General features: G+C 33.7%; 16 protein-coding genes. 3 read left to right on the top strand and 13 right to left on the bottom strand.

Going from position 1 to position 14,490, the window contains the following annotated elements; genetic code table 11:
- From V6M85_RS04955 to V6M85_RS04935, 5 genes are read right to left on the bottom strand one after another with little or no spacing between them, the layout of a single operon-like run.
- Complete coding sequence (locus V6M85_RS04955) at nt 1–669, bottom strand: cobalt-factor II C(20)-methyltransferase (RefSeq protein WP_338603739.1); 669 nt, start codon at nt 667–669, stop codon at nt 1–3.
- The gene (cbiT, locus tag V6M85_RS04950; RefSeq protein WP_338603736.1) at nt 666–1,262 is read right to left on the bottom strand and encodes a precorrin-6Y C5,15-methyltransferase (decarboxylating) subunit CbiT; all 597 of its coding nucleotides are present in this window, start codon (nt 1,260–1,262) and stop codon (nt 666–668) included. Before cbiT ends, V6M85_RS04955 begins: the two co-directional genes overlap by 4 nt.
- Complete coding sequence (cbiD, locus tag V6M85_RS04945; protein WP_338603734.1) at nt 1,263–2,312, bottom strand: cobalt-precorrin-5B (C(1))-methyltransferase CbiD; 1,050 nt, start codon at nt 2,310–2,312, stop codon at nt 1,263–1,265.
- Complete coding sequence (locus V6M85_RS04940) at nt 2,309–3,055, bottom strand: precorrin-3B C(17)-methyltransferase (protein ID WP_338603732.1); 747 nt, start codon at nt 3,053–3,055, stop codon at nt 2,309–2,311. The genes cbiD and V6M85_RS04940 overlap by 4 nt, the downstream gene beginning before the upstream one ends.
- Nucleotides 3,056–3,057: 2 nt before the next feature.
- On the bottom strand, nt 3,058–4,059 hold the full coding sequence (locus V6M85_RS04935; RefSeq protein WP_338603729.1) for a precorrin-8X methylmutase: 1,002 nt from the start codon (nt 4,057–4,059) through the stop codon (nt 3,058–3,060).
- Nucleotides 4,060–4,239: 180 nt separating this feature from the next.
- On the opposite strand from V6M85_RS04935, the gene V6M85_RS04930 reads away from it, so the two are divergent.
- Nucleotides 4,240–4,794 (top strand): ADP-ribose-binding protein, encoded by a 555-nt coding sequence (locus tag V6M85_RS04930; RefSeq protein WP_338603727.1) that lies wholly within the window; start codon nt 4,240–4,242, stop codon nt 4,792–4,794.
- A 346-nt stretch (nt 4,795–5,140) separates the two neighbouring features.
- Here V6M85_RS04930 and V6M85_RS04925 read toward each other — a convergent pair whose 3' ends face one another.
- Together V6M85_RS04925 and V6M85_RS04920 are read right to left on the bottom strand one after the other, a co-directional pair.
- Entirely contained in the window at nt 5,141–5,299 is a 159-nt protein-coding gene (locus V6M85_RS04925) for a hypothetical protein (protein WP_338603725.1), read from the bottom strand.
- 22 nt (nt 5,300–5,321) lie between these two features.
- Complete coding sequence (locus V6M85_RS04920; protein ID WP_338603723.1) at nt 5,322–6,359, bottom strand: PTO1314 family radical SAM protein; 1,038 nt, start codon at nt 6,357–6,359, stop codon at nt 5,322–5,324.
- A 96-nt stretch (nt 6,360–6,455) separates the two neighbouring features.
- Here V6M85_RS04920 and V6M85_RS04915 point away from each other — a divergent pair, with 96 nt between their 5' ends.
- Nucleotides 6,456–7,274 carry an MBL fold metallo-hydrolase gene (locus V6M85_RS04915; protein ID WP_338603722.1) on the top strand — a complete coding sequence of 273 codons (819 nt, stop codon included), beginning with the start codon at nt 6,456–6,458 and terminating at the stop codon, nt 7,272–7,274.
- Between the two features lie 349 nt (nt 7,275–7,623).
- Complete coding sequence (locus V6M85_RS04910) at nt 7,624–8,487, top strand: IS5/IS1182 family transposase (RefSeq protein ID WP_338603719.1); 864 nt, start codon at nt 7,624–7,626, stop codon at nt 8,485–8,487.
- Between the two features lie 564 nt (nt 8,488–9,051).
- Here the strand turns inward: V6M85_RS04910 and V6M85_RS04905 are convergent.
- From V6M85_RS04905 to V6M85_RS04880, 6 genes are read right to left on the bottom strand one after another with little or no spacing between them, the layout of a single operon-like run.
- On the bottom strand, nt 9,052–10,473 hold the full coding sequence (locus V6M85_RS04905; RefSeq protein ID WP_338603717.1) for a type II secretion system F family protein: 1,422 nt from the start codon (nt 10,471–10,473) through the stop codon (nt 9,052–9,054).
- Nucleotides 10,457–11,998: a type II/IV secretion system ATPase subunit gene (locus V6M85_RS04900; RefSeq protein ID WP_338603715.1), complete on the bottom strand. Its 1,542-nt coding sequence runs from the start codon at nt 11,996–11,998 to the stop codon at nt 10,457–10,459. Before V6M85_RS04900 ends, V6M85_RS04905 begins: the two co-directional genes overlap by 17 nt.
- 2 nt (nt 11,999–12,000) lie before the next feature.
- Nucleotides 12,001–12,705: an ATPase domain-containing protein gene (locus V6M85_RS04895; protein ID WP_338603712.1), complete on the bottom strand. Its 705-nt coding sequence runs from the start codon at nt 12,703–12,705 to the stop codon at nt 12,001–12,003.
- A complete protein-coding gene (locus V6M85_RS04890) occupies nt 12,687–13,178 on the bottom strand; it encodes a flagellar protein F (protein ID WP_338603709.1) in 492 nt (163 codons plus the stop codon). The genes V6M85_RS04895 and V6M85_RS04890 overlap by 19 nt, the downstream gene beginning before the upstream one ends.
- A 1-nt stretch (nt 13,179) precedes the next feature.
- Nucleotides 13,180–13,644 (bottom strand): flagellar biosynthesis protein FlaG, encoded by a 465-nt coding sequence (locus V6M85_RS04885; RefSeq protein WP_338603707.1) that lies wholly within the window; start codon nt 13,642–13,644, stop codon nt 13,180–13,182.
- Nucleotides 13,634–14,398, bottom strand: coding sequence for a hypothetical protein (locus tag V6M85_RS04880; protein ID WP_338603704.1), 765 nt, complete (start codon nt 14,396–14,398; stop codon nt 13,634–13,636). The genes V6M85_RS04885 and V6M85_RS04880 overlap by 11 nt, the downstream gene beginning before the upstream one ends.
- Nucleotides 14,399–14,490: the final 92 nt, after the last annotated feature.

Genomic DNA, 14,490 nt, shown 5'->3' with positions numbered 1-14,490 from the left:
TCACCTTTCCTTCCTTATAGCTATTATCATAGAGAAATAGTCTTTATCGTTAATGGTTTCATCATTAAGTTTAACTAGTTTTTCGTCATCCATAAAACATCTTCTAGCATAAATTAAAAAATGGGTTTTATTAAGCATATTAACTATTTCCTTAATGTTTTCATTAGTTTTGAGTATTATGAGAGTCTCGAATATTTCCTTAGCCTTTTCAATCTGATCTAACCTAGATGCTGGAATTATAGCTATTGAATCTTCACCGTTAGCGAGAGATATTAAGGCTTTTGACGCACAAGCAGTTATGGAACTTACACCTGGAATGACTTCTATATCAACTCTGCAAGGTAATTTATCCTTCGCTCTGAAGAAAGTACTATATAATGTTGGGTCACCTAATGTTACAAATGCCGAATCCTCCTTAATTTCACTACAGATTCTCTCACCTATCTTTTTAAGCTCTTCATCTTCCACTTTCCTCGACATTGGAAATCCTAAAAGGACTAATCTAGTTTCCTTATCAGCGTATTTTCTCACTATATTTTCTGCTAGGCTTCTATTGGTTCCCGTAGAATATGGTATGAAAATAATTTTGACTTTCTTTAGAATTTCAGCACCCCTCACGGTTATTAGATTTTCGTCTCCGGGACCTAATCCAATTACATATAATTTCATATTTTATCACCTGAAATTATAAAAATTGGATTTCGAGAAAGCATGGCAGTCCCCATTTTTGTTCTCATTCCTTTTGCAATTATTACTTCAGTAACTTCAACGTTTTGAAATCCCATAATTTCCATAGCATTAATTGCCTTGTTAACAGTCTCTAATAGTATCGCATCTATTACTATTCTTCCATTTTCCTTTAGCAATTCCCAAGAAGCGCCTATTATTTCGCTTATTTTTTCAGATCCTCCTCCAATGAAAATTCTGTCGAACTTCTTATCTAATGTGAATAAAATGTCTGGGGCTTCACCTTTAACTAGCACTATATTATTTAAGCCAAATTTCTCCGCGTTCTTCCTTGTTAGTGTAATTGCCTTTTCGTCCTTATCTATACCATAAACCTTGCCATTATTACCAACTAATAGCGAGGCTTCTATAGTAACACTTCCCGTTCCACAACCGATGTCTAAGAACGTATCTCCTCTCCTTATTCTCAGTTTTGATAGTGCTAAAGCCCTTATCTCTTCCTTTGTCATAGGTATTTCCTCATCTCTTTCAAAATAACTATCTGGTATACCCGGAACAACATAGTTCCATTCCATTTAGCAACCCACCCTGCTTAAAATCTCTCCATCATAGTCGAAAATAATTACACAAAAATTAATATCTTGTTGAAGATTTTTAATTCTAGATTGAATTTTCTCACCTACTATACTCATGACCTTTTTTCTCTGTTCCTTTGTCATATAAGTGAACGCTTCTTCCACTGATAACGAATTAGCTATCTTAACTAATATCTCATAAGGAAGTCCTGCAATTACCGATGCATGCGTTAGTGACTCTATTCTTGCATCGCCTTGTGTGTAATGAGTATTAAATATTCCTGCGTAAACTTTAAGTAATTTTGCAGGTAATCCAGCCAATACTATTCTTTTAAAAAATACTGATGCAAGTTTTATTGATTCTCCTATTCTATCTCCCACTTTTATTATGCTATTACTATCGAATAGCCTTGACGCAAAGTTAGAAGCTAAGTTTCCTGGTGATATTACAACGTAATCATAGTTCTGTCTAATTACGTTTAATTCGCACTTAATATGTTCTAAGTAATCCTCATCGCTAACCGGTGTTTCAATACCAGTGGTACCCAGTATTGAAATTCCATCTACTATTCCTACTAGTTTATTTAATGTTTTTTCTGCTATGATTTCTCCATTTGGAACTTCGATTACGACTTGAAATCCCTTATCTGAAATTTCCCTTATAGCATTTACTATCATATCTCTCACAGTTGGGCTAATAGCTGTATCACCTATGGTTCCCTTTAGCCCACTCCTAGTAACTTTTCCAACACCTTTACCACCGATTATTATAATTTCATTATCATCTCTTAATTTAACACAAGATCTTATCACTAATCCATCTAATATATCTGGATTATCACCAGAAAACTTTCTAACTTCTGAACACGAAACAGTTTCATGTATTTCTACTTTTTCTACTGGAATTTCCAATCTTAGCCCTATAGGTGTTGGTATAACCACCGTTTTTGGTCTCTCGTTATTCAGCAATCCGATTACCGCTGCCTTTGACGCAGCTGCTGCAGCTGCCCCCGTGGTTATTCCAAATCTCTTCAAGGAGTTTATTATCATAGTTCATATTTCCTCTCATATCCCCTAGGTGTTATCATATAATTTTTATAACGATATGTGAGAGAATTTCCTATAATCATAGTTGTCGTCATACTTATTTCTTCCATGTGTTCTTTCCATGAGGATAGTGTTGTAATTACAATACTTTCATTGTCTCTATAAGCGCTTTTAACCAACCCTACTGGCGTATCTGGTTTCCTATATTTGGAAACTATATCCATTGCTTCAACTAACAATCTCTCATTAATTAAGTTATAAAATGCTATAACAAAGTCAGCTTCCGCAGCTTTTGTTACCTTATGTAGGATCTCGTCTCTAGGGATTAACAAATCGCTCAAACTTATTACTACGAAATCTAGAGAGAGGGGACTGCCTAGTCTAGCTGCCGCTGCCAGTGCAGCAGTAACGCCCGGTATCACCTCAACGTCTAAGTCTAAGTTTCTTCTAGCTATTAAATCAAAAACTAAGCCTGCCATTCCATAGACTTGAGGATCTCCGCTTGACACTAATGCTACAGTATTCTTGGAGTCTAAGGCTTTTTCTATAGCGGTATTTGCTCTGAAGATCTCCTCTCTCATTCTAGCCCCTATTATTTCTTTTTTATCATTCAACACATCGGATATCAATCTCAAATAAGTATTATATCCAATTATCACATTTGAATCTTCTAAGATTTTCTGTGCTTTTATTGTTCTCTGTTCTTTAGAACCAGGTCCTATCCCAACAATATATAACTTTCCCATTTTTAACCCTCCAATGCCATCTTAATTATCTCATTAATAATTGCTACAGCTATTCCGCTTCCACCATAGGTGCCAGTTACGGTTACAGAGGGAATTTTACTCTTTATTAACGCCTCTTTTGCTTCTTTAGCGTTTGTAAAACCGGGTGGAGTCGCAACTATAAACGGTATATCAATTCCTTCTCTTACCATTTTAATTGCTTCAATGAGTGCAGTGGGAGCGTTTCCAACTACTACTACTTTTCCGCCTTTATCTAGCGATAGTCTCATTGCAGCAGCAGCTCTAGTTATCTTAAACTTATTTGAGAGCTCCTTTACTCTCTCGTTATCTATCATGCAAGTAACTTTCTTCCATCTGATTCCAGCAGATACCATTTTTACATCAGTTACAATTTCACTCTCAGCTTTTATCGCTTCTATTCCTATATCTAAATTATTTATCTTAATATATTTAACAATTTCAGGATTTCCTGAAGCAAAAACTGCTTTAGCTATTATTCTCTTTTCTCTCTCGTCATTGATATTTAAGGATGATAAAATTGAATTCATGCTTCTCTCTTCAATCTCATATGGATCCTCTATTGTATTATCTAAACTAGGAAATATGCCGAGTGCCCTAGCTAATCTATAATATAATGAGAGCATTACTAATGGTGAGGAAGCTAAAGGTTCAGTAATATATAAGTCTACTTCTTTCCCATTTATTTTAGTTCTTTCCCATTTATTCAATCTTGTTATCTTTACGTATTCCAATATATCTCTGAATACGTGATTTCCTCTCCCTAAGAATACTAAACCTATTACTATTTTCTCATATCCCTTATTCACAATTTCATTTAAGAGAAATCTCCAATCTGGGTTAGAAAACTCATTATAAGTTAGATATATTGGTATACCTATATTTCCCTTCAAGTAATTTATCATGCTTTCTATATCGGCATTATAAGTTTCTCGTCTAGAGCCATGTCCTATCAGAATTATCGCAGTATTGGATAGTTTATCCACATATTATTCTACTTAAGCCAAAGTATTTAAGTATAATTATTAAACACTGCGTAGAATGGTTAACTATGATCTTTAACATGTTCGCAACGTAAGTTAAATACGAAAGTGATAATGTCTAATACAAGTAATACTAGCGAGAACGTGATAATTTATAAGTAATTTCTACAAGAATTAACTAAAATGTATAAGCTCAAGAATGGGCTTGAAGTTCATGTAATAAAGGGTGACATTACAGAGATTGAAGCTGATGCAATAGTTAACGCTGCGAATTCTTATCTCCAACATGGTGGCGGTGTTGCATATGCAATAGTAAAAAAGGGCGGATACGTAATTCAAAAGGAGAGTGATGAGTACGTAAAGAAGTACGGTCCAGTACCAGTGGGTGATGTCGCAGTTACGACGGCAGGAAAATTAAAGGCAAAGTACATAATTCATGCGGTGGGTCCTAGATATGGTGTTGAAACTGATGATAAGTTAGAGTCAGCTATTAGAAGATCTCTAGAAAAAGCTGATGAATTAAATCTTTCTAGTATAGCACTCCCTGCAATATCAACTGGAATCTATGGTTATCCCTATGAGACATGCGCAATTATAATGGCTAAGGTTCTAAATTCGTATAGACCTAAAACCTTAGGTAAGGTATTGGTAGTTTTGTATTCGGATGAAGCTTATGAAGTATTTAAAAATACTTTCGACAACTTTCTTAAAACGGAAGGAGAGAAAATAGATAGTTAAAGTTTTATAACATTCACACGATTAAACTAGTTCTCAGTACTAATGAGTTGAGTTAGGAATATCTACTGCTAATTTTCATCTAACAAATTGTGAACTTTAGCAGAAAGAAGATTCAAGAATAGGGGCACTGATACTAGTAGGCTGATTAATTCGCTTTACGAATTCGTGTGATTCGTCACTATTGACGTCCCTAATAAGCTGACCAATTCATCAATATGAGATTAGAAGGTTATTGGTTTATAGCGTATCGGTAAATTACTAGCAAAGTCTAACTCCTTAATTGAATAATAATCAAAGTGAAGTTAAATAGTGAATGATTTTCGAGGTTTTACAATGCTTCAATTTTTCAACATTTTTTCCAACCGAATCTTTCCTCATATTCCTTCACCTTAGCTAGTGAGGTAGATTGATTCTTATCAAGTGGTACTAATCCTATCACCTTATCTCCATCATATATATACATGAAGTACTTATCATCAAAATATACTAACTTGTAACAAAACATCTTCTTCTAAATAATATATATTTTATTTACCTCCTAATAAAAATTTAATAGGCATTGCATTGTATATATAATTACCTATATTCTCTATGATTTTTTCCTTTACCATTTCACTGTTAGACCATTTGAATAATGATGGTTCTAAATAACAAGCTAGCGCACATTTATTACAACTTTCATACTCACTCCACGGATAACTATTCCATAATTTAACTATATCTACTTCCCATACCTTGTAGTTCCCACTATATTCATTTAGCACGTAACATGGCAAAACTATCTTACCCTGTGGATCAACATTTATGGTTAGCCAAGGTTTACATTTCCAAGGTATATTATTATACCAAGAATTAATTATAGCTTCGAAATAATCTACTGATTCAATTATTGGGTACCCTCTCTTTTTTAGCTCAATAATGAGCTTTAATACTTGATAAAGCCTCTTTTTGTCTGGACTTAATTTCTCAGCAGTAGTGTAATCATATTCTACTTGTATGCTAATTTTAACATCAAGTTTCTTTGAAAGTTCTATTACATCTTTTACTTGATCCATATTTTCTCTTGTTATTGTGAAACTGATTGATACAGGTAAATACTTTTTAGCTTCCTTTATACCCTCTATTGCTTTCTCAAAAGAGCCAGAAATTCCTCTAATTTTATCGTGAACCTCACCTATTCCATCAATTGAAACGAAAAGATAATCTAGATACTCACTTATCCTTTTTACTCTATCCTTTAATAACCATCCATTAGTTACTAAAGAGGTGTAAAATCGCTTATAGGACTCTTCCAGTATTTGCTCCAAGTCCTTCCTTAACAGTGGCTCTCCTCCTTCAAACCCCATGAATAGAACTCCTGCCCTCTCTAAAGACTTCAACATTAAGATCTCCTCTTCTAAGGATAGTAGCTTTTCATCTTTCCGTCTCCAAAATGGGCACATTCTACATCTGAGATTACAAGTATACAGGAGCTTATGTCCTGCGATAAGTGGTAATTTTCTAACTCCAAGACCTAAAAGAGCCCGTTTAAGATTACCTAATAGCATTGGTTTTAAAGTTGACATATATTATCTTTACGAAAGGTAGGTAAATTAATCTTTTCCATAAAGATGTAAAGATTAAATAAATCTAATAAGGATGTGTGTAAAATAAGAATAAGTATGCCTACAGTGAAGCTCACTAAAGATGTCTCGATTATCACCGGGAGTCCAAATACAATGGTTTACGATAACAGAGTTGTAATAGATCTTGGAGGGAAAAATTCTTCTTTAGATATAAAGGCTGAGATTCAGTTAGCTACACATGGTCATGCAGATCATATAGCAGGACTGCTGAGAAAAGATGCGAAAATAAGATATCTTCCGATAGAAGATTACTGGGCATTAACTTTAATGGGAAGAAGAGCGATGATTTATGAATGTAGCTCACGGGAATCAGAAATCTTTACATTTGATTACGTAAAAGAAAACCTAGAATCATTGGATAATAATGTTCGAGATTCGGAAATAGAAATTATAAAATTGACTGGTCATACTCCAGGCCATAGCGGATATATAGTTGGAAATGTTTTGTATGCTGGTGATGCGTTTTTTGGTGATAAGCTATTAGAGAGTTTTTCAGTACCATTTTATACCGATTTCTGGGCTGCAATGGAGACTTTAGATAAAATCAAAGAACTAATGAAAACTGTTGATAATGTAGTAATAAGCCATGGTCCAGTTTACACCAATAAAAATAAGATGATGGCTCTATTAGATAATAACATTCAGTATGCTGAGAAATTAACAAAGAAAATCCTAGATATTTTATCCATTAACGAAGCTACTGTAGAAGAAATAGTAGTTAGGTTGAAACAGGACATTACACCAACTAATGTGTTATTAAACTCTATCACAATTAGGTCGATATTGTTAGGTTTAGATAGTGTGGAGTACAATGTGACACAAAAAGGTTTGGTTTTTAAGAAGAAGGTTCACTAAAGGTAACAAGGTTATATAATCCTTACATATCAAAGATATAACGCGGTTTTATCATTATGCTGTTAACATTGCTTTTATGAATTTTTTGAAATTTATGTTACTTTTTATATTCTCTTGTATAAGAATTTATTACTTAACGCTATAACTACAATAACGTGACGGTGTCCAATCCACAATTTATGCAATATAGTTTAAAAATGCAATTTAATCAAATTAATAATTGATGTAAGAACTTCTATAAATTCCAAGTAGAATAAAGTGGGTAATACTTATGGGGGAAGTGACTCAAGTAATACTATGGGAGACAAGTTAAACCACTTGAACGAACCACTTCCCCCAAAAGCAACACATGAGTTCCAAAGATTTATTCCTTTTGCAAATAAAACCCCTAATAGAAAACGACTTAAGGGATGTAATAGAGAAGACATTCTCTAGTATGAAAACACAAAGATATAAGACAATACTATACTTCAAACTCCTCATCATCATGATAGTATACACAACATCCTACAGAGAACTAATAGGACTAGCAAACGCTATAATACAACACTTCCTAGGAGTGGAGAAAATACCATCAAAATCAGCAATACACTGGTTCACAAAACAAAACCTAGAAAAAGCAAACAAACTACTAATCCACATAAAACTAAACGACAGACTAGAGGAAAACCAACTACCAACACACAACCTAATAGCAAAGGAAAAATTTAGGGAAAACGTGGACATAATAGACAGCTTCATAATGGAATTACCACATGGGGTTAAAAGCAAAGAGACACAAGTGGAAAAGCTAGTATTGGACTTGAAGGAGATTGTCCCAGAACGAGATGTTTTTGAGACGCTCATGAGTTTGGATGAGGAGAGGAGGAGTAAGTTGCTTTCTCGTTTTAAGGGGAGTTTGAGTAGTAGGAGGTTTGAGGGTGATTGGGGGAAGAAGAGGGGTTATTCTTGGTTTGGTGGTAAGGTTTTTGTGGTTGTTTCTTCTCGTAGTTTGATGGTTTTCGTTACTAGGGCTAGTGTTCCTGATTCTGGGGTTCCTTTTTCTCCTGGTTCTCTTACTTTGGCTAATCGTGGTTTTTGTAATAGGGGTTTGTTGTGTAGGGTTAGTGGGGGTTTTGGTGTTTTGCGTGGTGGGGTTGAGTTTTTTGGTGTTTACTTTTTTGAGCATTTTAGGGCTGTTCGCTTAGGGTTTTGGGGTTTTTTGTTAATTTGATTGGTGTTGTTTATGATTTGTGGCGTTTTTTGAGTATGAGTAGGTGGAAGGTTTTGAATTTAGGGTTTGTTTGGGTTTTTTGTCGGAAGTGTGTTTAGTGTTGTCTTGAATAAGGGAACATGTTTTTCGTGGTGTTATACTGGGGTTATTTCTATCTAGTATTAGGCTTATGTATTTGGGTTCTTGTTCACGTTTGTATGCTTGAATTTTTCAAGTTTAATTTGTTAGTTAGTGATGGCATATGGTTGATTTTTCTTGTAATAATATTTTTTATTTTTTAAATTATTTTGCATAAATTGCGGATTGGACACCGTCGCGTGCTAAACTACAATAGTTTGCAAATTCCCCACAAATCACTAATAACGTCGAAGTTCTAATGAGTTATAATTATTGGTGTTAAAAATTTAATTTAAATGCATTTATGATGTAAAGAATTATAATACAATTTCTTTTATTTCTTGTGTGACTAAAGGCATTTCAGCATGTTATTAAACATAATCAACGTAATATTAAGTATTATTGAAAAAGTCACTCGTTTATATGTGATATGTTAATACCTATTCGTCAAGGTGTTTGTAATAAACCGGATGTCGATGTTAACTCTTTAAATATATTTCCAGTAAGTATAAGAACTATATGATAAGTTATTGAGCTTAATATCAGTAATATACCGATAAAATAGAGACTAACGTAAATTGACCTACCATATGCTAGTGTTATGGCTACGCCATTAGCGAAACTCAGAATTAATAGTATAATTAGAAAGATTCGTGATATAATGTCTATGTTAACGGCTGAGAAGCTAAATACTGTTGATACGTTTTGCGTTGAAAATATATTGTTTAACATCCCTACAATTGATATTAATGCTGCAGACACTCCTGCAGACGCAGTTTGTAACGCATATATTGACGTTTCGAATGCTCTCCCATTTTGTTCTTTTCTAGATCTTATATTTAAGATAGAATCACCTATCTTGCTAAGGATCTCTCCTATTACTAAAATATTTCCTCCCATACTTATTGTTTCATATAATACCTTACTTAACATGCTTACTAATACGCTTTTACTTTCTTCTCCCATTAACCTAAAAATTTTCTCCTTATCTACACCAAAATTTAATCTGTTTATTGCTCTTTTAACTAATGGCTTTGAGTCTCCAAGGTCTCCTCTAAGCACGGCCATTAACGATTCTCTCAGATTGCTAACTATTGCGTAATTTCTCGAGAAATATCTCACGAAAAGTAAGAAATACCTCTCTATGTTTGCGGTTTTATTCTCAAAAATTCTATATCTAAGACCTATTCCAACTAGGACTGCTCCTACAATTATCAGGGTTATGTAAGAGGTATATAGTACCGAAAATATAATTGAAAGAGATATTGCTGCGGTCAGAATGAGTTTATCAACAGTTGAGTACCTTATATAGTTCTCTGGTTTGTACAAGAGGTACATGACTAACGTTAAATTGCCTAATAGCGCAACAGACAAAATTGTCAACTGCATTATTAATGCCGTCCCTCCATTATAAATTAAAGACAAAATTGTTATATCAGCAACCAAGAATGTAAGAGAGCTATTCAATGTAGCATAGACAGTTAGAAAGTTATTCATTGACTCAATTAATCTAGCTGAGTATGCATTGTATTCTGACAAGGAGAAATCAATTTCTCTAGATAAGAATTCTATCATATCGTCACCAAAAGTTACAGCTTGCGATAATCTTATTAAAAATTCCTTTAAGTATTTTATATTAAGATTTTTGATAGTGTAATTTATCGCAGAAGAAAATTTGTATCTATAACCGGAAACTAAATTCCTAATCTTCCTATAAGCCTTTACGTAAGGTTCAAATGAGTCTTCCCTACTTAAGTGTAGTATTACAATTTCTGGCGGTACACCAGAAGAGAACAGTGCAAGCATGAATGCTATCATGAAAATGTATTTAGAGTCAACTTCACTTTTTCTGTTAAATAGCCCTAACATACCTTATAGCCTCCTCTAAACCGTATTGTCTTACTCTCAAAATGTTTTCCCATACATCAAAATAATTGAAAACTTTTTTCTCAACAAGTAATTTGAGGAACTCCGCTCTTAAGTTCAACTCATCGTAAAGGATACCTATGTTTCTTCTATCAATTCCTCTTCTTATTGCGATTTTATTTTCTATCAAGTATGAGGCACCTCTTCCCGCAAAAATTATCTTATCCTCTACTGGATCATAATTAAACGAAGGTATATAAACTACGTCATTTGTTACTGGATCTATATCAATTATTTCGTCTACTTCTATAACTCTTCTTATTAAATTACCTTTTTTGTCATAAAGTGCAGTTTGAAACAAGGCGATATTTAGATTGTTAATGTAACTCTTTGGTACTTCTATTGGATATCCAGTAAGTCTTTGTACTAATGCCCTTATGTTAGAAGCATGAAAGGTTGCCATTACAGAATGTCCAGTTTGCATTGCTTGAAATGCAACATTACCTTCTTTGTCTCTTATTTCTCCGACTAAAATATAATTAGGTCTTTGCCTAAGTGCAGCTTTAAGCAGATCAAATAGCTTTATAGTTCCCTCACCACTTGTTTCTCTTGTGACCTCGGCGACCCAATTAGCATGAGGTACAGTAAGTTCCGGTGTGTCCTCTATCGTTATTATTTTCAAATTAGGTGGTATGAAAGCTGTGATTGCATTAAGAGTAGTAGTCTTCCCGGAAGCAGTCTCTCCACATACAAACAAGTTCATTCCTTCATCAAGCATCATCCAAATATACGCAGCTAGAAGTGGAGATATTGTTCCAAAGGAAATCAATTGAGTTATACTTACTGGGACTTTGCTGAATTTCCTGATAGTTAAATTAGAGCCCCTTCTACTTATATCGACGCCATAAACGAAATTTACTCTTGATCCATCGGGCAAACTAGCGTCAACTATTGGTCTATTATGAGATACTGGTCTGTACGTTTTTTCACTTAGCGAGACTATTAGATCATCTAACTCCTCTTCTGTTTCTACAACTATTGATGTTCTCATAGGACCAAAGACTTTATGGACGATGTAAACGTGGCCTAATCCAGGTATTGATATATCCTCAATATACGGGTCTCTGATTAATGGTTCTAATATGCTTGCATATAATTTATCTCTTATAAAATGATATATAGCGTACTCTTTTGGCACCGACAATTTGATTTTATTCAATATCTTATCTAAAGTTTTTCTCATAAGTTTTTCTTTCTCTTCTATAGAAACTGGAGGGTCAACATCTCCAATAGCTTTGGCAAACCTCTCTTCTATCTCTTCAATTTCTTTTGGTTTTGGACGGGGTGGTTCTATCACGGTATATTGGTTATATCCATCTTCTGCTTTCGTACTCTGAACATGAATGTAGATGTATTCATCAACTTTATAGATTGCATTATAATTTTTACTACCTTTTAGAGTATTTGGGTTATCAATTATTGTTGGTTTTTCAGAAAGTTTAGCTATATAATCGTCTATAAAGGTCATGGTTAGGCCCTCGATAATGATAATGGTACGACCTTAATGCCTAAAGCCGGATCTATATCAAATGAAATTGCATCAGAACCTTGTATTCCACCTACAGTCTTGACTCTCTCTAAAACTTTTATTCGTCTTCCACCTATACTCGTTGCTGAAAGCTTGAGATATACGTCAACTATACTTGTAATTCTACTTTTTAATTCTTCATTAAATACGTCTGGATGAATTGTGAATAATATTAACTTCCCTAAATCTACTAATACCCTGGCATCTTTCATAAATTGCAAAATCTGTTTCACTTCTGCAAATGTAGCCACTATAGATAAACTGTCAATAATCAAGAAATCTAAGTTTTTTCTTCTCTTTGTAAAATCAATAATTATTTCAAGTATTTTATTAGCTAGCATCGAATTCCAATTAAATCTATTGGTGTTTAACGGTGCTATTCCTAGAATATTTCTTAGAAAAAATGGTATTAAGTTTATTTTTACCTCTTTCATCTTTTTTAAATAATCTTTAGTGGTTTGTTCTGTGGTTACTATATAACCTTTTTTACCAGCTAAAAGTAAGCCATAACAAAATTGTGCAGATAGTACGCTCTTACCGGTTCCGTGATCTCCCTCAAGCATAATTAAAGCGGGAAATGGAATTCCCGTTAACCTTCTATCTAGATCCTCATTTCCAGTTTTTATTATCATAGGATACCCCTCCATATTGCTTCTGGTCCGTAGTTAGTCGCAATAACGACTGTGACTTTAGTGTTAGGATATAGTGGATATGGTAAATCCACAATAAAGGTTCCACTCGTATCAGAATTAATCAAAACAGTATTGGAAGTCCACCTGTATGGGCCTGATAATGTGGAATAATTATAACTGGAGACTATCAGAGTGGATATGTTGCTTATATTAGCATAATATTTTACAATGACGTCGAAATCTTTAAAATCATATAATGAAGTAGAACCATTATTAGTTATAGTGATATATAATAAATTATTATTGCTGAGTGAGACACTCTTTATGTATATTTTAGTGTTCAATTGATTTAATTCCATATTCTGTCTAAGTTCTTCTGCGCGTGTAATTAATTGCTGGCTTCTAATATAAGCTCCCAAAGTTATAAATCCTAGCGATAGTGAAATAAAAAATAGTAATGTATATGCAACCACTTGTGATATTCCCATGTTAACTCGCCTCAAATGTATAAGTCACAACATATCCATTAGGGGTCACTAATTGTATCGTATAATACTGTGTGCTTAATAAGGGTGATGATAGATATATAATAATTTCAGCTACAGAACCGGGATAGAGCGTATTAGTACTTGTTAACCAATACGGTAATGTGCCAGAGTTATATCCTATTTGTTGTAGGTTTCCTTCTGGTCCAAAATATAATACACTATTCTTCAAGTTAAAGATTGTAGATTCTCCTACGTTATGTAAGTATACAACTACTGTAGTAGGGCTAGTATTTGTAGCATAGTCTATTTGAAGGTCAGTAACTAATTTTTGAGATTGTAATACACTATAAGACGCCATACTTGTAGATATAGATGATACTACTGAAAATATAGTACCTGCTAATACGCCTATCAACGTAATAGCTACTATTAGCATTATTGCCTCACTTATCACCTCACTTGTCATTTCTATTGACCTCCAGTACTAGTAAATATTTTTTCATTTCGGCTGTAACAGAAGAATAGCTTTCCGCTACATTCATTGCAATTCCTGCCAGTTCTTTAGCTCTTATCTTACCGCTATTATTTCTAATATAGGACTGTATTTTATTAACAATGTACATGTCATCAGCCGAGATATAGCCTAGTTCGTATAATGCTGTAAGCTTAGAATCATCATATTCTAAAACCTCTAGCAATACACAATTTCTAATAAAGCTTGATAAATCTATGTTGGTTGTGCCAACAATTTCTGCAACGGCCTTTAGTTCCTTACCGGTTTCCGGCTTAAGAGTTGATTCGTTTTTTATCTGCTCAGATATGACATTGAAAGGTGATGTTGAGTCAGCTTGAATAGACTTTAAAGATAGTACTGTATCTTCTATTGACGAGTTCAATTTCTGTAGAGTCTGTTTCAGATCTTCTATAGAGGTATTTAGAGTGTTTACTAAATCGTTTTGATATTTATCCATTCTATTTATTAAAGTTTTAAGAAGTTCTTCTAGTTCTTTGTCCTTATTATTTACCGTTTGTTGAGGCTGAGCTTGCTGAGCGACAGACGTTTGTGTTACTTGTGTACTTCTAGGCCTAGTTACTCTTGGTATTACTGTTTTAAAAAACATTACAAAGAATACAGCTAAAGGGATGCTTATAGTGATTAATAGTATGAATAATGGTGATTCCATTAATTGTTTCAACTCGACTATGCTAATGCTTACCATTCCTCACCCCTATGATATAATTGAATTAGGAACATCATAGCTAAATATAAAAGCGAAAAAATAATTATCTTTAAAAAACTATTTAGCATTTT

It is taken from the genome of Sulfolobus tengchongensis (genome assembly GCF_036967215.1).
GTDB classification, from domain to species: domain Archaea; phylum Thermoproteota; class Thermoprotei_A; order Sulfolobales; family Sulfolobaceae; genus Saccharolobus; species Saccharolobus tengchongensis_A.
The sequence above is the reverse complement of the archived record's forward strand: the minus strand, read 5'-3'. Positions and strand labels throughout refer to the sequence as shown.